Genomic DNA, 18,017 nt, shown 5'->3' on the forward strand with positions numbered 1-18,017 from the left:
GAGGTAATCCTGCTAGATCCCTAACTTCTGAATCAGGTTCATCCCATCCAATCAGGACTGAACCAAGAAGCTAGGAATCTGTGACGCTACTTGATTTCTTTAGGAAACACTACCGTTTCAGGGCAACTGTAGCCCCATAATGACGAGATCACAGCGAACGGTCTCAAACTCTGCGACTCCTGGTAGATAACCCCACCGTTGAAAGCCAAACTGCTCAAAGAGGCGCAGGCTTGGCTGATTATGAGCAAAGATAAACCCCATGAGCGTTTTAATGCCAAACGACGAACTTTGCGCGATCGCCTCCTTCAGCAGTGTCTGCCCAATGCCTTTGCGACGGTGATGCAAGGAAACATAGATGCTCAACTCTGCCGCACTGTCGTAAGCCGCCCGTCCGTAGTAAAACGACTGGAAACCTAACCAGCCAGCAACCTCTCCCTCTACGTCCATCACCCACAGCGGTCGTTTGTCGGCGCTGTGTGCTTGAAACCAACTCACGCGACTTTCTACCGTAACAGGAGCGAGATCGGCTGTCACTGCCTGACTGGCGATCGTTGAGTTATAGATCGCGACGATCGCTGTCAAATCCGCTGCTGCTGCATCTCGAATGTACATTGCTGCTCCCTAGCCTCCACGTTGGCTGGAACTTATCACAAAGTTGGTTGCGCGTCAGCTCGTCCAGGTCGCTTGAGAAAACTCAGAAAACGTTTGACAAAAGCGTCGCCGATCATCACAATGTAGATCGCCTCTAAAAAGGCACCGAGGGACTGTAGTTCAATTGGTTAGAGCACCGCCCTGTCACGGCGGAAGTTGCGGGTTCGAGCCCCGTCAGTCCCGTAGCTCCCGTCTGGTACTAAGCAGTTTGCTTTTTCAGCAAACGAACTGCCTTACTGCGCCGTAGTCAGAACCAAGAGCGTATTAACAGTGGTCAAATCTTTTAGACAAAAAAGCCCAATCCGAAGACTGGGCTGGTAACCCATCAGGATGCATCTACTATGACGAACTTAGTATGCCCAAGCGCTGCTGTAGACTATCAAGCTTTGACTTTATTTCTGAACGTTGGTGGTCATCAACGGGAACCGGAACATGAGGAAAGCCAATTGCGATAAGTGATTGCCTCGTCTTCAGAGTCAAAGACTGGCGTTCTAAGAAACGGCAAGTGCGCGATCGTACAAGAGCGAACAAGGTAGATAGATGCACCCCACTGCAAATACCAAAATTGTTCTTGCATGGGCAACAGGATCAACAGAGAACACAACTAAGATACGTCGTTAACGTCCATTTGGATCGCACTCAAATGATTTATAGCCACAGCCATATCGGTTAGGACAGGGTGCAGGGGTGAAACCCCCTTCGGCTTGAGCTCAATGTCCTAAGCGTCTTGGCAACAGCTATAGGTCGATCGCCGTTTTTTGAAGACGATTCGACAAGTTTTTATAAACTCACAGGCTAGGCGCTCCACACGATGCCGTTCCAGCGTTAAATGAGCTAGTGTGTGTGCTTCAAGTCATTCTAGCTGCCACTTAGTCTGCTCTCTAACTCCAAAGGAACTCCACATGGCTTTTATCTACTTCCCGGCTGCCCAAGCAACTTTAAATACAGAGCACATTACGCGCATTGTGTGGTCAACCAACGAAACGCTGAAAGGCTTTGTCCACTTCGCAGCAGATACCTCTGATAAGAATAGCGTTGTCACGTTAACCGATGGCGATGCCGAGAAACTGTGGGGCATCATGCATCCTAGCGAACCTAAGCCGACCACCGCGCAGTGAGTGGATACCCGAATCAATGGACATCGAGGTTGAACTTTTTCGCCGTTCTTCCCTAAACTTTAGTAACGCTGGCATTTTAGACTGCATCCTTTAGCTTTCATCCTTCCCTTATGACCGTTCGCGTTCGCCTTGCCCCAAGTCCCACCGGAAACCTCCACATTGGTACAGCGCGTACAGCCGTCTTTAACTGGCTCTATGCGCGTCATACTGGCGGTACGTTTGTGCTGCGGATTGAGGATACGGATCAGGAGCGATCGCGTCCTGAATATACTCAGAACATTCTCGACGGCTTGACCTGGCTGGGTTTGACCTGGGATGAAGGACCGTTCTATCAAAGTAAGCGCCTGGAGTTGTATCAACAGAAGGTACAAGCGCTGCTAGACAAAGGCTTGGCATATCGTGCCTATGACACGCCAGAAGAACTGGATGCCATGCGAGAGGCGCAGAAAGTTAATGGTGAAGCACCCCGTTACGATAACCGTCATCGCAACCTCACATCCGAACAACGGGCTGCCTACGAAGCCGAGGGGCGATCGTCGGTAATTCGGTTCATGATTGAGGACGATCGTGAAATTGTTTGGAACGACCTTGTGCGCGGTAACCTGAGCTGGAAGGGGCGTGACCTGGGCGGCGATATGGTCATTGCGCGTGCAGCGTCTGGTGATGATTTTGGGCAACCGCTCTACAACTTTGTCGTCGTGGTGGATGACATTGATATGAACATCACGCACATCATTCGTGGTGAAGACCATATTGGCAACACGCCTAAACAAATCTTGCTGTACGAAGCGCTGGAAGCCGAGATGCCTACGTTTGGGCATACACCCTTAATCCTTAACGAGGCGGGTGCAAAACTTTCTAAGCGCGATGGCGTTACCTCGATCTCAGATTTTCAGCGGATGGGCTACGTTCCTGAAGCATTGGTGAACTATATGGCACTCCTGGGGTGGTCGCCGCCCGAAGGCATGACCGAACTCTTTACGCTGGAAACGGCTGCCCCGAACTTTGGGTTTGAGCGGGTCAACAAAGCGGGTGCCAAGTTCGATTGGGATAAGCTCAACTGGCTCAACGGTCAATATCTGCACGCAATGCCCGCTGACCAACTCACTAATCTGCTGCTTCCCTACTGGCAAGCGGCTGGCTTTGAGGCAGACTGGCACGATCGCCCCTGGTTAGAACGACTAACCGCCGTGATTGGTCCCAGCCTTGCACGGTTGGATGAAGCGGTGCCGATGAGCGCCTATCTTTTTGCTCCCACAGTAGATTTTACGGAAGAGGCGAGTGCCCAACTCAAGCAAGACGGTTCTGCTGTAGCCATTCAAGCGGCTGCTGCCGCGATCGCACACTACCAACCACTCACCGAAGCGAATATCCAAGATCTGCTTAAGCAGGTCGTCCAAGAGCAAAAGCTGAAAAAAGGACTCGTCATGCGGACACTTCGCGCTGCCCTCACCGGAGCGATGAACGGTCCCGACTTAGTGCAGTCCTGGCTGCTGCTCCATCAACATGAACTGGATCAAACCCGCCTTCAAAAAGCCCTGGCAGCGGCGCAAGCAGATTAGCTGTCGGGAACAGGAGGCAGGAGGTAGGAGGCAGGAGGCAGGAGGCAGAAGGAGCAGGGGAAGCAGGGGAAGCAGAGGAAGCAGGGGAAGCAATTCAAAACTTAAAACTCTGACCCTACTCCCGACTCCCCACTCCCTCACTCCCCCTCTCCCTTACTCCTCCTCTCCCTCACTCGGCACTCAGGAACTCTACCCTCGTCTACGCGTCGTTGTTATCATTGTTACTTTTCCAGCATGTCTTACATCAGTGATCGCGGCTTACAAACACGCACACTCTTCGTTGCCTGTTTCGCTCTTGTACCTGTCTTGCTGGCGATCGCGCCGATGCAAGCTCAGTCGCCTCAGAATCTTGATGTGGTCACGTTGGGTCCTCGCTTTTCGCCTAATCCGCTAGAGGTGAAAGGTTTTGCGGGTGGCGATACGGCTGTCAAAGACCTGATTGGTCGTGCGAAAACGCCAACAGGTGACTGCACTGGCTACGCTAATGCCAAGCCAAACAGCACGATCGAGCTAACAGAATTTTTTGAGTCGTTAAGCCTTGTCGTTCAGAGTGCAGACGATACTGCTCTAGTGATCCAGGGACCAGGCGGCATTTGGTGTAACGACGACTATCAAGGCAAAAATCCTGGTGTTTCTGGTGAGTGGCTACCCGGCACGTACAAAATCTGGGTCAGCTCTTACGCTCAAAGCCGTACGCCTGCTTATGTGCTTCGCATTACTGAGAAACGCCAATAGAGTGAGGGCGTGACAGTTCATGTCTCTATAGAACTGTCTCAAAACCATCGTGCTGAGAAAGCCTGAATTGCCAACAGCAAACTTTTGCGTTGGCAGAACCCAGTTGCTTTGATCCTAAGAAATACGTTAAATTTAGTTAACAATTGTTCTCATACAAGAGTGGTTTGCCTTAGTGCGATGCGATCGCCTCACGTTGGGGTCAGCATTCAATGTTTCAAAAAAGGGTATTCATTCCATTGCTGGTTTAATGAAATTAATGAGATTTTGCGGGTAATTACTCCCCCTTTTCCTTGGCACCAAACTGTTTTAACCGTATTAAGAGGGCGCTAGCGTATGAAATTTTCTTGGCGAACTGTCTTATTGTGGACGCTGCCAGCTGTAGTCATCGGTTTTTTTCTATGGCAGGGTTCGTCGATTAGTACTCCTGCCAACATGGGTAACAATGCTGCCAGTACCCGGATGACTTATGGACGGTTTCTAGAGTACCTGGATGCCCATCGAGTGACCAGCGTGGACTTTTATGAGAATGGACGGACGGCGATCGTCGAAGCGGTCGATCCCGAACTTGACAATCGTCTGCAACACCTGCGCGTAGACCTCCCTGGAAACGCGCCAGAAGTTATTACTCGACTCCGAACTGACAAGATCAGCTTTGATTCTCACCCAGCACGCAACGATGGTGCCATTTGGGGACTGTTGGGCAATCTGATCTTTCCAGTGCTGCTGCTGGGTGGACTGTTCTTTCTCTTCCGCCGTTCTGGGAATGTACCCGGTGGTCCTGGACAGGCGATGAGCTTCGGCAAGTCCCGCGCCCGCTTTCAGATGGAAGCGAAAACAGGCGTGATGTTTGATGATGTCGCGGGCATTGAAGAGGCAAAAGAAGAACTGCAAGAAGTGGTGACGTTCCTCAAAAAGCCCGAACGCTTTACGGCAGTGGGTGCCAAAATTCCCAAAGGGGTGCTGCTCATCGGACCGCCGGGTACGGGAAAAACCTTACTAGCCAAGGCGATCGCGGGTGAAGCGGGCGTACCCTTCTTCAGCATCTCTGGTTCTGAGTTTGTGGAGATGTTTGTGGGTGTGGGTGCCTCTCGCGTCCGTGACCTGTTCAAGAAAGCGAAAGAGAATGCGCCGTGCATCATCTTTATTGATGAGATTGATGCTGTGGGACGGCAGCGCGGTGCAGGCATTGGTGGCGGCAACGACGAGCGGGAGCAAACCCTCAACCAGTTGCTGACCGAGATGGATGGCTTTGAGGGCAATACGGGCATCATCATCATCGCGGCAACCAACCGCCCCGATGTGTTGGACTCTGCCTTGCTGCGTCCTGGTCGTTTCGATCGACAGGTAACCGTTGATGCACCCGACATGAAAGGTCGTCTAGAAGTGCTTGAGGTTCACGCTCGTAACAAAAAGCTGGGTCCAGACATCTCGCTTGAAGCGATCGCTCGTCGCACTCCTGGTTTTACCGGGGCTGACTTAGCAAATTTGCTCAATGAAGCTGCCATTCTCACTGCACGTCGCCGCAAAGAAGCGATGACCATGCTCGAAGTTGATGACGCGGTCGATCGCGTCGTTGCAGGTATGGAAGGTACGCCGCTGGTAGATAGCAAGAGCAAGCGGCTGATTGCATATCATGAAATTGGTCACGCGATCATTGGCACGTTAGTCAAGGATCACGATCCTGTACAGAAAGTCACCTTGATCCCTCGCGGTCAAGCGCAGGGGCTAACCTGGTTTACACCCGGAGAAGACCAGACGTTGATTTCACGATCGCAGATTTTGGCACGCATTACAGGCGCATTGGGTGGTCGCGCGGCTGAGATCGTCATTTTTGGCGATGCCGAAGTGACGACAGGTGCGGGGAACGACATTCAGCAAGTGGCTAACATGGCGCGTCAGATGGTGACTCGTTTTGGCATGTCTGATCTCGGTCCACTCTCGCTGGAAAGCCAACAAGGCGAAGTGTTTCTCGGTCGTGACTGGATGACTCGTTCAGAATATTCTGAGGAAATTGCATCTCGGATTGATGCCCAAGTTCGCACGATCGTCGAGCATTGTTATGACGATTCCCGTCGCATTATCCGCGAGAACCGCACGGTGATCGATCGCCTGGTTGACCTGCTGATTGAGAAGGAAACCATTGATGGCGACGAGTTCCGGCAGATCGTTTCTGAGTATACAGATATACCTGAGAAGGAAGAGTACGCTACTCGTATCTAAATCTCAAAACTCTCAGTAAGTAGTTGAGCGGGGGCGGTAATGCATCGCCCTCGTTTTTATGTGGCTATAGTTATTGATTGGTGTCAGGCATTGATGGAGTTGCAGTTATAAAGAGTGGCTGTAGACATGATGTTCAGGTCAGCAAAGATAGCTGTTAAATCGAAGTATGCTTGGAAGATGTTTGATGGCGGGTAGTCGTTCTGAAATTGCTGATTTACCAACTGAGATTGCCTATAAGACAAACTTGTTAAGTTACAGGAGGTAATCATGGGATCGAAAAAGTAAAGGATTTAGCTGAAGCTATCCGTAACGCTAGGCTATTTGCGGTTAAATGAACCAGAGACGCAGGTGTTTCAGGAAGAGCTTGGTAGACTAGAGCCAACAGAGCAGAAGAATGTGATGGAGATTGTCACCAGTTGAATGGAGCAAGGCTTGAACGAGAACGATCGCTCATTCTCCGCCTCCTCACCCGCAAAGTAGAAACCTTGCCAGAGGCAGCCCGATCGCCCGTTGATGCGCTTGCTATGACGCAACTGGAATCTTTAGGAGAAGCCTTGTTAGATTTCTCTGACCTGTCTGATTTGGAAATGTGGTTGGCAGAAAACGTTGGAGAATAACGAGTGACGCGATCGTTTATCAATGCCTTTTTCTTCAAGTAGCCGTTGCCTGATCGATCTGGTCAACTTCGCCTTGAGAGAGACTAATCGTTGCGGCGGTAACTGAATCCTCAATGCTCAGTGGTTTGCTAGCACCGGGAATGGGCAATACGCTCGGTGATTTTGCCCGTAGCCATGCCAGCACGATGCTGTAAACGGAAACGCTTTTTGCCTGAGCCAGTTGAACGATCGCCTCAATTTCTTTAAGCTGGCTAAACCGCCGACTGCCACCTAATGGACTCCAGGGTAAGAACGTTAGCTTCTCGCGATCGCAATACTCCAGCACGCCGTCGGTTTCTGAATCGCGGTGCCAGGGGTTGTACTGGTTCTGCACTGAGGCAATTTCGACGACATTACGGGCGCGTTTAATCTGCTCTACCGAGAAATTAGAGACACCTACAAAGCGAATCAAACCGTTGACAACGGCTTCTTTAGCTGGCTTAAGTGATTCTTCAATCGAGTAGTCAGGATCAGGGGCGTGGTATTGCCAAAGCCCGATCGGTTGATCGCCGCCTAATGCCTCAAAGCTATCCTTAATCGTTTCTCGCAGATGATCGGGGTTGCCGTTGCGTGTCCAGTCACCATTTGGTCGCATTAAGCCGCCTTTGGTCGCAATCATGACGTTGGTGGTATCACCGCTGTATTGCTGGAGTGCCTTGTGAATCAGCCGCTCGTTGTGGTGCTTGTCGGACTCGTCTTTGCAGTAGGAGTCGGCAGTGTCGATCAGTGTGACACCGAGATCAAGGGCGCGGTGAATGGTGGCGATCGCCTGTGCTTCCGATGGTCGGCTGCTGAGAGACATGGGCATACCGCCCAAGCCGATCGCGCTGACGGTGATGCCTGTATTGCCTAGTTGTTTTGTTTCCATGTCGTACCTATATGAGTGAGCTACGGTTGAGAGAAGGCGTTGCGTGGCTTCTCTGCTGCAACGGTTGCTACCGCAGAGACGCAGAGGCGCAGAGTGAAGCAACGTTTATCGTTCTCTAACCGTAGATCAACTCAGAAACAGTTAAGATTCATCCTTCTAGAGACATGATGCTTGGAGACCTGGTATCAGGGGCATCCTGAAGCCGCAACGGTATAGGAATTGCCAGTTACCGGAATACCGCCCACAACGACATTGATTTGATACGGTTCGGCATTCAGTCTGGGTGAACCGGAGAGATTGAGGGCTTCGTTGTCTTTCAGCGAGACTTTGTTGTCGTAGACTTTGTCCGACGTGCCGTTAGCGTACTTCAGGTTCATCTGAACGTTGTAGTTACCGCCATTCTTGGCGCGAATTGTTGCTGCATAGTAACGAAAGCGTTGTCCACCTGGCACAGCAAAATCAGTATTCCAGTTACTGGGGCTTAATGGCGTACTGGCAGCCGAAACCTTTTTCTGCACTGAGTAAGCGCCTTTGCCTTCTACAACCCTTAAGAGAGGACATGACTGAGCGTTTGCAGGCAAGCCCAGACAGACCAACGAACCAACGACTACCGCTTTTCCTAGCCAGTTCATCATAAAAACCTCTTTGGTTTAAGACGTAACCTCACGATCGAGGCTAATGACTGAAATACACTGGTATTTGTCCACAAATAAACTGCCTTAAGGAAGACTTTGTTTTCTTTGGTGATTCAAAGCGGTGATGATCGTTTGATCAAACGCTGATTGTCTCAGGTTCTTGCAGCGGTTGTTCTTGCAGTGATTGCCAGCCCGCTTGCCAGAGCGATCGATGCTTCAACAGTCGTGCATTGACCCAAAAGCGTACCGTTGGGTCGCAGGCAGCTACCATCTCGGCAAACACCCACTGCCCCTGATTCTTGCGATTGGTTACCTGAAAGTGTCGCCAGCCATCGATCGTTTGATGCGCTGTCCACTTTGATTGCACCAGGTGCGGAAACTTTTGCTTACGTGCCATGATGCCATTATCAACTACTTTGCCAGCGGTTTCCCTGTACCGTTGGCTAGTGAGCGATCGAATTCCTCCGGTGTGTCATAAAGCTCAAATACTTTATCCATACCGCTATGTTCAAGCACCATGTAGGCTTGCCCGTTGAGATGGCAAAGCGCTAAACGTCCGTTCACTCCACGCACTCGCTTTAGCGCAATCACCAGCGCCGACAGCCCCGTGCTGTCCATAAACATAACCTGCTGAAAATCGATCAGAATATTTGACGCGCCTGCATCAAGGCTTCTATTAATGCCCTCCAGCAAGTCGCCTGTTGTCGAGGAACTGAGAATTCTTCTCGGATAAAACGTTTGCATAGCTGTCATAACATAGCCCTCGACTGTTCCAATAGTCTTAGGTTTCCCAAGATGCGCTGTTTAACACATTTCTGTTGGGGCGCGTCATCAATTAACAATCAAACGCTTGCGGCATCAGCTTAATTGCGCCCGCCCCAAAAGACAGGCTAGGGGCTGTAGCCTTTCCACCATTGGGATTTTGGCTGAAATTGACGACAGCCCCTAGTCCTCTGGCTTCTCATGTTCCACTACAAAGACGTTGGAATAGAGGTTAGCGACGATTTGTTTACCTTGTTGGGTCAGCGAGAGATAGTAAAGCGCGTCCTTAATGTACGGAAAAACGCCGTGCCAGTAGAACTTGGGGTAGTTTTTACGGAGGTCGCCAGGGTGCCGATAGCCGAGCGCTTTGTTCACGCCCGTTTCTTCAAATTCATAAAACAGCGCCCCAATTTTCTTGAGGTAACGAGGATCACTCAGCTGACCGATCAAGTCAGACGCACGGATTAAGCCTGGATAGTTAATTGTATCTTGATGGTCTTCGGCGGCAGGGACAGGGAAGCGAGTCAGCTCAATATTTCGCTTCACGACTTCGGAGTCAATTAGCTTGTGCCCTCCAAAACGCTCATCGACAAACAGTTTGGCGCGATCGACATGGTAAGGAGTCAGCCCTGCATCAGAAGATCCAGGCGGAAGATTCGCCATGCTGCCGTCTTTACCTGTAGCGTAAAACCCATCCCGATCTTGGCGGCAAACACCTTTCACGTAGCCGATATCATGACAGACGAGCGAAATAATAAAATGCAGCCAGTCTTCGCAAGAAACGCCACCCATGCGAATGTGCCTGCCGCGTAAAATTTCCTGACCAACCAGAGTGACCAGAATGGAGTGTTCAACGTTGTGGTAGAGCGCATCACTGTTGGCAATATTTTCCATTGCCATTGAGCCAACCCAGCCAATGATATCTTCGTAGTCAGACTTCCAGCCTCCATAGGTGCGACGATAACCTTCTTTAAGTTTGGTCACGAAGTCTTCGATGAGAAGTTCAGTGGCGTTGAACATGCTGGCGGCTCGCTTGCGCTAAGTAGGCAGTGGAGGAAAGGGAGAAACGCGAGGAACTCTAAGAACCCTTATACAAGATTGTGCGGTGAATGCTGAAAAATTCAGTTAATTTTCCTGCGTTTCGTTTTTATGTGTAACGCGATGTGCCGCTAAAAACCACTCTGCTCTAGCGGTTCTCGCCTGAGTGCGGTACAAGTTCTCAGGTTTTAAGGCAGAAGGAAAACTGTGATCCTCTTTGCTTCTGCCCTCTGCCTTCTGCCTCTTTGCGACTGTACTTCACTGGGTTGGGAATCGCATATAAGGTACTTAGACTTGGCTAGGCGTACCGTTGCGGGTTGCCAAACCAGTCGAACCAAGATCGCCAATGACAAATGTATGTTTACCGTTAGCAGCAATTTTTGTAATGGTTTCTAAGACTTGAAAGAACTTGATGTTTTCGTCATCTTTCATCAGCTCTGAAGCATTCTTTAACGCTCTTGCAGTTGCCACTGTGGTTCTCGCATTTTCTAAATCAGACTTTGCTCTAATTTTTGCCTCAAGCTGTTTTGCAAATAGGTCTTGAATCATTTTCGGGAAGGTAATATCCCGCAGAATAAGTTGCTGGATTTCAAGACCACTGTTAGCTAAACGATTTCGCAATTCAGCGGGTACAGTTGAGAGCATTTCAGTGCGCTGTTCGTTGATGGCTTCGCTGTCGATCGCAGCAATCACCTGCCGCAAATAAACCTGAGTCAAATTGTGAATCAATTGCTCTGCTTCATATAAAAGATAAGTGCTGCTTTGAAACACATCAAAGGCTGAGAGAAAACGTTCTCCATCGCTAATTTTGTATTCAACGATGTAGGAAAAGCGCAAGGCAATGTTGTCTTTGGTTAACACTTCCTGATTTAAAACACTCAGTAATTTTGTAGTGGTGGGCAGCGCGATCGCCTCAATTTCTGCCCTCCAATCAAAAAAGCGATAAATGCCTGGTTGCAGCCGTCGATCGAAGTGGTTTTTTCTGTACAAATAACCAATTTGATTCGGTTTTATCGAGATCCGCTTGAACATTTTTTTCATACGATTGTCAGCGATCGTGGTCAGAAGAACACTGAGCAGTGAGGAACGTTCATTGAGTCAAGCTGCAAGCACCAAGACGGTATCCTCAACGTTGCAAATCACTGCTCAGTTGTGCATTGCACGGTTCTTCCTTTGTTGGGAGTAAAGGTGCTACCAAAAGCGCCGGGAGTCGAACCCTGGAACCTGCCGTCCGCAATACCCTGTAACGTGACAAGTTCCAAATTTGATACAGGTGGCGGTTGGTTTCTACTATAGCTTTGGTTGGAGGCAGAAGGCAGGGGGCAGGGGAAGCAGAGGAGGCAGGGGAAGCAGGGGGAGAAAATTAATTCAAAACTCATCCCTCACCCCCCATCTCCTCATCTCCCCATCTCCTCATCTCCCCATCTCCTTCTCTCTCAACTCTCCAGCATCTGCAACTGATACAGGCTGGCATAGAGTCCGCCCTGGCTGAGAAGCTCTTCATGGCTACCCGATTCGACGAGTTGACCTCGCTTAAGGACGAGGATGCGATCGCAGTTGCGAATGGTAGACAAGCGATGCGCGATAATAATTGCCGTGCGGTTTTCCAGTAAATGATCGAGCGCGTCTTGAATTAGTGACTCGGTGCCAACATCCAGGCTGGCGGTGGCTTCATCCAGGACGAGAATGCGGGGTTCGCGGATGGCGGCACGGGCAAAGGCAAGCAGTTGCTTTTGTCCACCTGACAAGTTGGTGCCTCGTTCACGTAATAAAGTGTCATAGCCTTGCGGTAGTTGTTCAATCAGGGCAGACACATTGGTGCGTTCAGCGGCAGATTGAATTGCCTCAAACGGGTAGGTTTCGCCAAGCGTAATGTTGCTTTTCACATCACCAGCAAAGACAAACCCATCTTGCAAAATCACGCCCATGTGTCGTCGCAGTTCCGTTTGCGGCAGATCGCGGACGTTCACGCCATCGACTAAAATGCAACCTTCGGTGGCTTCGTATAGTCGGCTGAGCAACCGAATGATGGAACTTTTGCCTGCACCTGTGGGACCTACGAGCGCCACTTTTTCACCGGGATGAATGGTGAAGTTGAGGTCATGCAGGACGTAATCACCTTCTTTATAAGCAAACGAGACATGCTCGAAGCGGATTTCGCCTGTGGTCGATCCAGGGCTGCTGTCAAGGGTTTTGGGATGTTCGGGATCGCGGATGTCGATCGGCTCGTTAAAAATATCGCTCACCCGTTCCACAGCCGTAAACCCTGCTTGAATGGCGGTGAATTTTTCGGCGAACTGACGTAGCGGATCAAACAGACGTTGAGAGAAGAGAATAAAGGTTGAGAGTTGCCCCAGATTGAGGGTTTTACCCAGAATGAGGTTGCCACCAAGCCAAAGGACAGCGGCGATCGCGGCGAGTGAGATCCATTCCAGCGTGGCAGAAATGGCGGAATCGTGAAAGATGGTTTTGTCTACTTCTTTGATGTAGCGCTGGTTGATGGTGCGAAACAGGTCAGCATTAAATGCCTCGCGGCGGAACAATTGAACGACGTTAATGCCGACAATATTTTCTTGAAGCGTGGAGTTCAGGATAGACAACTCTTCCCGCGCTTTATAGTTGGCTTTGCGATACTGCTGCTGAAAGTAGATGATCAGTACGGTAGCTGGAATCAGCATGGCGGTTAGCAACAGCGCCAACTGCCACTGCAACAAGAACATGGCGATCGCCAGCACCACGATCGAAAACAAATCACCCAAAATGCCGATCGCGCCCGTGGAAAACACATCGCCCAACGCTTCTACATCACTGGTGAGTCGCGTGATCAAGCGTCCGACGGGAGTGCGATCGAAAAAGCGCATTGCCAGTGAGGTGACGTGATGAAACAAATCCTGCCGGATGTCTGCTGTAATGCGTTGTCCCATTTTTTGCACGAGGAACCCCTGTCGCGCATCAAAGAACGTCCGCAGAATCAGCGTGAGTAGCAGCATCCCTGCCAGCAGGTTGATCCCGTCAGTTAAGGACATCTGGCGCAAAAAGCCCCAGGTGGTTGGCTCTTGACGAATGAGGGAAATTGCCTCGCCAATGAGAATTGGTTGCAGCGCACCTGCGATCGCCGTTGGCACCAGCAGCGCAAACGACCATGCCAGCAAACGCTTGTCTCGCAGCCCATACTCTGCCAGCCGCATAAACAAGCGCCAGTCGGTTTCTCGCACGCGGCGATCGGGTTTTGTAGGGGGTGCGATCGAGCCAGTCATAGGGTAACCAGAGCCGAAAAGAACGTGCTTTCCAACTGTAGCGTAGCGAGCTTTACTCGCGCTGCGTAACGTCTGCTACAAAAACATTTCAACGAGAACATGTTGAGTACGCTCGGCGATAACGCAATAAATCTACACAGTCGTCTTTCAGTAGAATTACTGGCTTGTTAACAGCGCGTTAGACACGTCTTAAAGTCTCTGTGGGATTTATGGAGGTTGCTAGAAAGCTCCTAGCCCTCTGGAAACACTGGAGGATGGTTATTCTGGCGTTGCTGAATCGATGTATGAACGCTCAAAGCCGCCCTCACCCTAGCCCTCTCCCAAAAGGAGAGGGAACAAGACTTCTAGCTCCCTGCTCCTTGGGGAGAAGGGTCGGGGATGAGGGCAAATCATACTTGCATTCAGCAATGCCGTTATTCTTTCGCTCGACAGCAGCAGGAACGACGTGAGGGAGCTTTCCATTTCACTCAGCGCATCTACCTACACCTTTAGCACATCTACCCTTCATCACCCTTTAAACGAACTATGGCAGACGTAACACTCAAGGGCTTTGCCTCGCTCCCAGCAGACACCTTCGCAGAGGGACCTCCAGCCGGAAACGGCGGTATTGCTGGCAACGGGCGCACGGGACCTTTTCCGGGTCAGCCTGTACAGGGCTTTAGCGGCGTGCAGTTTGCCGATGAAAATCGCTTCTGGTTTCTGCCAGACAACGGTTTTGGTGCCAAGAACAACAGCGCCGATTTTTTGCTGCGAATCTATCAAGTTGATCCCAGTTTGCAGGGGGCAGAAGCCTCTGGTGACGGTAGCGTGAAGGTTGGGAACTTCATCCAACTGCGTGACCCTGATAAAAAAGTACCGTTTGCGATTACGAATGAAACGGGCGATCGCCTTCTGACAGGCGCAGATTTTGACATTGAATCCTTCGTGCTTGCCGCCGATGGCACGATCTGGGTCGGTGAAGAATTTGGTCCCTTTTTGCTGCACTTCGACGGCACGGGCAAATTGCTGGATGCGCCCATTGCGACACCCAATTTGGTGAACCTCAAAACGCTGGATGGCAAGCCTCCGATCGTGATTGGTCACCGAGGAGCCAGCGGCGAACTGCCAGAGCATACGTTAGAGGCATACAAGCTGGCGATCGAGCGCGGCGCAGACTTTATTGAACCGGATCTGGTTTCCACTAAAGATGGCGTGTTGATTGCCCGCCACGAACCCATTTTGGGTGGCACAACCGATGTTGCCAGCCGCCCTGAGTTTGCCGATCGTAAGCGCAGTGGCACGGTGGATGGTGTGCTCTACGAAAACGAATTTTTTGCCTCTGACTTTACCCTGGCGGAAATCAAAACGCTGCGGGCGATCATGCCGCAAGGTTTTCGCACCCAGGCATTCAATGGGGTGTTTGAGATTCCCACGCTGCAAGAAGTGATTGAGCTAGTGCAGCAAGTTGAAAAAGATACGGGCAAAACCATTGGTATCTACCCCGAAACCAAGCACCCCACCTATCACGATGATTTGGGGCTATCGCTAGAAGAACCGCTGCTGGCAACGCTCGAAGCAACAGGCTTTACTGACACCAGCCGCGTTTTCATTCAGTCGTTTGAAGTCTCAAACCTGAAGGAACTGAACACCAAGACCGACATTCCGCTGGTGCAATTGCTGGATGCCTACGATGTGGATTACGCAACGGGCGACCTGCTGTATCAGGATGTGAATGCGCGTCCTTACGATTTTGCCGTGGCAGGCGATACTCGCACCTACGCCGATTTGCAGACCACCGCAGGACTGGCGGAAATTGCTACCTATGCCGATGGCATCGGACCCTGGAAGCGCATGATTGTGTCGGTCAAGAATGTGGACAGGAACAACGACGGTATCGCAGACGATTTAAATAATGATGGCACGATCAACGATGCCGATCGCGTCACATTGACACCCACCAGCCTGGTTTCCGATGCTCACACGGCTGGCTTGCTGGTGCATCCCTACACCTTCCGCAACGAAGGGCGTTTCCTGGCTTCCGACTATCAGGGCAATCCCGCCAAAGAGTTTGAGCAATTCATCAACCTGGGTGTGGATGGCTACTTCACTGATTTCCCCGGCACAGGCGATCTGGTGCGCGATCAAATTACGAGTCCGTTTGTCCGATCGCCCCAAAATCCCGACGTGCTCGCAACCACCGCATTCAATACCTTGAGCGGCAATCAGCCCATTGTCATTGGACATCGCGGTGCCAGTGGCGAACGTCCCGAACACACGCTGGCGGCTTACAAAAAAGCGATCGCCGATGGTGCCGACTTTATCGAACCTGATCTCGTAGTTACCAAAGATGGCATTCTCATCGCCCGCCACGAGCCGATGTTAGCTGTGTTGAATGCCGATGGCACGCTCAATACCACCGACACCAGCACCGATATTTACAATCGTCCTGAGTTTGCCGATCGCCTTACGACCAAAGTGTTGGATGGTGTCTTGGTCAGAGGCTGGTTTGCGGAAGATTTCACGCTGGCAGAAATCAAAACGGTGAATGCGATCGAGCGCATCCCTGCCATTCGCGGCACCGATTTCAACAACGATGGGCTGAAAGTACCCACGCTGGATGAAGTGATCGACCTTGTACAGCAAGTTGAAGCGGAAACCGGACGGAAGATTGGCATCTACCCCGAAACCAAGCACCCGACATTCTTTGCGGCTCAGGGCTTCAACACCAGCCAGTTGTTGGTGGATACTCTGGTGAAGCAGAATTTCACCGATCCATCGCGGATCTACATTCAATCCTTTGAGGTTGCCAACCTGAAAGCGTTGAACACCACGATCATGCCAACCGCAGGCATCGATATTCCCCTGGTGCAACTGTTTGGCGGTTCTGGTCGCCCCTACGACTTTGTGGTGAGTGGTGACACGCGCACCTACACTGATCTTTCAACCCCGGCAGGACTGACAGAGATTGCCACCTACGCTCAGGGCATTGGACCCAACAAGCAGCGGATTGTGCCACTCGCAACGGTCGATCGCAACAGCGATGGGCTTCCCGATGACCTGAATGGGGATGGACAAATTAGCGACGGCGATCGCATTACAGGCACTCCCACCACATTGGTTGCTGATGCTCACACTGCTGGCTTGCTGGTGCATCCCTACACCTTCCGCAACGAAAGCTTCTTCTTGCCCGACAGCTACAACGGCGATCCGCTGGCGGAATTCAAGCAATTCATTGAGCTGGGTGTAGACGGCTACTTTACCGACTTCCCCGGTACAGGCGAAGATGCTCGTAGCACCTTCATTACGCCTCCAGCGGTGTCTAATCTGGGTGGTTCCAGAGGCTTTGAGGGTTTGGCAATCAGCCCCGACAAGTCCACACTATATCCCCTACTCGAAGGCACCGTGGTTGGCGATCCAGCAGGCGCACTGCGGATCTACGAGTTCGATGTGGCAAGTCAGCAATACGAAGGCTTGGTCGGCTATTACAAGCTGGAAAACCCTGCCAACGCGATCGGCGATATTACCGTCGTCAACAGCAACGAATACCTGATCATCGAGCGCGATAACAACCAGGGATCTGCCGCCCAGTTCAAGAAGATCTTCAAGGTCGATTTTTCTCAGCAGGATGCCAACGGCTTCGTCGCTAAGACAGAAATTGCCAATCTGTTGAATATCCAAGACCCTGATGATCTGAACAACGACGGTAGCACGAGCTTTAACTTCCCGTTCCAGACCATTGAGGATGTGCTGGTGCTAGATGCCAACACGATTCTGGTTGCCAACGACAACAACTATCCGTTTTCATCCGGTCGTCCACCCGCGATCGACAACAACGAAATCATCGTCCTGCAACTGGAACAACCCCTCAACCTCGATCCACGCGTCGGGTTGGCAGGGTTAAACATCCAGACCTATGAGGGCACAGATGGCGACGATCGCCTCCGGGGTGATCAACTCGATGATTACCTCGATGCGGGTGCTGGTAATGACTTTTTGAGAGGTGGCGGCGGCAACAACGTCCTTAAAGGGGGTGAAGGTGCCGACACGTTTGCACTCACACGAGGGGGAACGCAGACGATCGCCGACTTTGAGAACGGCACTGACACGATCGGCTTACCAGCAGGTTTGGGCTTTAACAGGCTCTCGATCGTGCAAGGCACCGAACTGAATGCCAACGACACACTGATCAAGCGTCAGGGCGCAACTCTGGCAGTGCTATCGGGTGTGCAGGCAAGCAGCCTCAGCGCCAGCAACTTCATCTCGATCTAATTTCCATCTCGATCGCAGTGTTTTTCTAGGGCGTTGCTGCTTCCTGAGATGAAATGAGGGCTGAAAAGCGCTTTGGAGTTCGATCGAACCTCCAGGGCGCTTTCTCGTAGTAGAAAAACTGGCTCTTGGTGAGAACCTGTCTGATAGGCGATCGGCAATGGAGTGCATGATTTTTCAAATCTGGGCAATCTAAAGCCTGTAAATTTCGTCAGAAAAATCTACTGATGACGACCAATCAAGTGAGCGCAACGTTGACTCAAACCGACC

At 51.2% G+C, this 18,017-nt stretch carries 14 protein-coding genes and 1 tRNA gene; 7 read left to right on the forward strand and 8 right to left on the reverse strand.

Annotated elements, in window-relative coordinates; translation table 11 throughout:
* Positions 1-117: 117 nt before the first annotated feature.
* Complete coding sequence (locus AC5JO6_RS17420) at positions 118-612, reverse strand: GNAT family N-acetyltransferase (protein WP_496082328.1); 495 nt, start codon at positions 610-612, stop codon at positions 118-120.
* A 148-nt stretch (positions 613-760) separates the two neighbouring features.
* Between AC5JO6_RS17420 and AC5JO6_RS17425 the strand changes: the two genes are divergently transcribed.
* From AC5JO6_RS17425 to AC5JO6_RS17450, 6 genes are all read left to right on the forward strand, one after another.
* Positions 761-834: transfer RNA gene (locus AC5JO6_RS17425), tRNA-Asp, on the forward strand.
* A gap of 719 nt (positions 835-1,553) precedes the next feature.
* Complete coding sequence (locus AC5JO6_RS17430) at positions 1,554-1,769, forward strand: hypothetical protein (protein ID WP_496082329.1); 216 nt, start codon at positions 1,554-1,556, stop codon at positions 1,767-1,769.
* A 110-nt stretch (positions 1,770-1,879) separates the two neighbouring features.
* Positions 1,880-3,331, forward strand: a complete 1,452-nt coding sequence (gltX, locus tag AC5JO6_RS17435) for a glutamate--tRNA ligase (RefSeq protein WP_496082330.1) — start codon at positions 1,880-1,882, stop codon at positions 3,329-3,331.
* A 234-nt stretch (positions 3,332-3,565) separates the two neighbouring features.
* Positions 3,566-4,066: a hypothetical protein gene (locus AC5JO6_RS17440; protein ID WP_496082331.1), complete on the forward strand. Its 501-nt coding sequence runs from the start codon at positions 3,566-3,568 to the stop codon at positions 4,064-4,066.
* 333 nt (positions 4,067-4,399) lie between these two features.
* Positions 4,400-6,286 (forward strand): ATP-dependent zinc metalloprotease FtsH2, encoded by a 1,887-nt coding sequence (gene ftsH2 / locus AC5JO6_RS17445; protein ID WP_496082332.1) that lies wholly within the window; start codon positions 4,400-4,402, stop codon positions 6,284-6,286.
* A 416-nt stretch (positions 6,287-6,702) separates the two neighbouring features.
* The gene (locus AC5JO6_RS17450) at positions 6,703-6,903 is read left to right on the forward strand and encodes a DUF4351 domain-containing protein (RefSeq protein ID WP_496082333.1); all 201 of its coding nucleotides are present in this window, start codon (positions 6,703-6,705) and stop codon (positions 6,901-6,903) included.
* Positions 6,904-6,937: 34 nt separating this feature from the next.
* Here the strand turns inward: AC5JO6_RS17450 and AC5JO6_RS17455 are convergent, their stop codons facing one another.
* The 7 genes from AC5JO6_RS17455 to AC5JO6_RS17485 form a co-directional block, all read right to left on the reverse strand.
* Positions 6,938-7,810, reverse strand: a complete 873-nt coding sequence (locus tag AC5JO6_RS17455; protein ID WP_496082334.1) for an aldo/keto reductase — start codon at positions 7,808-7,810, stop codon at positions 6,938-6,940.
* Positions 7,811-7,995: 185 nt separating this feature from the next.
* Complete coding sequence (locus AC5JO6_RS17460; protein WP_496082335.1) at positions 7,996-8,445, reverse strand: hypothetical protein; 450 nt, start codon at positions 8,443-8,445, stop codon at positions 7,996-7,998.
* Between the two features lie 136 nt (positions 8,446-8,581).
* Positions 8,582-8,842 (reverse strand): TIGR02450 family Trp-rich protein, encoded by a 261-nt coding sequence (locus AC5JO6_RS17465; RefSeq protein ID WP_496082336.1) that lies wholly within the window; start codon positions 8,840-8,842, stop codon positions 8,582-8,584.
* 14 nt (positions 8,843-8,856) lie between these two features.
* Positions 8,857-9,198: an STAS domain-containing protein gene (locus AC5JO6_RS17470; protein WP_496082337.1), complete on the reverse strand. Its 342-nt coding sequence runs from the start codon at positions 9,196-9,198 to the stop codon at positions 8,857-8,859.
* A 192-nt stretch (positions 9,199-9,390) separates the two neighbouring features.
* A complete protein-coding gene (locus AC5JO6_RS17475) occupies positions 9,391-10,227 on the reverse strand; it encodes an Npun_R2479 family HD domain-containing metalloprotein (protein WP_496082338.1) in 837 nt (278 codons plus the stop codon).
* A gap of 306 nt (positions 10,228-10,533) precedes the next feature.
* Positions 10,534-11,277 carry a slipin family protein gene (locus AC5JO6_RS17480; protein WP_496082339.1) on the reverse strand — a complete coding sequence of 248 codons (744 nt, stop codon included), beginning with the start codon at positions 11,275-11,277 and terminating at the stop codon, positions 10,534-10,536.
* Positions 11,278-11,681: 404 nt separating this feature from the next.
* Positions 11,682-13,502, reverse strand: a complete 1,821-nt coding sequence (locus tag AC5JO6_RS17485) for an ABC transporter ATP-binding protein (RefSeq protein ID WP_496082340.1) — start codon at positions 13,500-13,502, stop codon at positions 11,682-11,684.
* Between the two features lie 525 nt (positions 13,503-14,027).
* Between AC5JO6_RS17485 and AC5JO6_RS17490 the strand changes: the two genes are divergently transcribed.
* A complete protein-coding gene (locus tag AC5JO6_RS17490) occupies positions 14,028-17,750 on the forward strand; it encodes a glycerophosphodiester phosphodiesterase family protein (RefSeq protein ID WP_496082341.1) in 3,723 nt (1,240 codons plus the stop codon).
* The last annotated feature ends 267 nt before the right edge of the window (positions 17,751-18,017 follow it).

This window comes from Tildeniella sp., assembly GCF_059505325.1.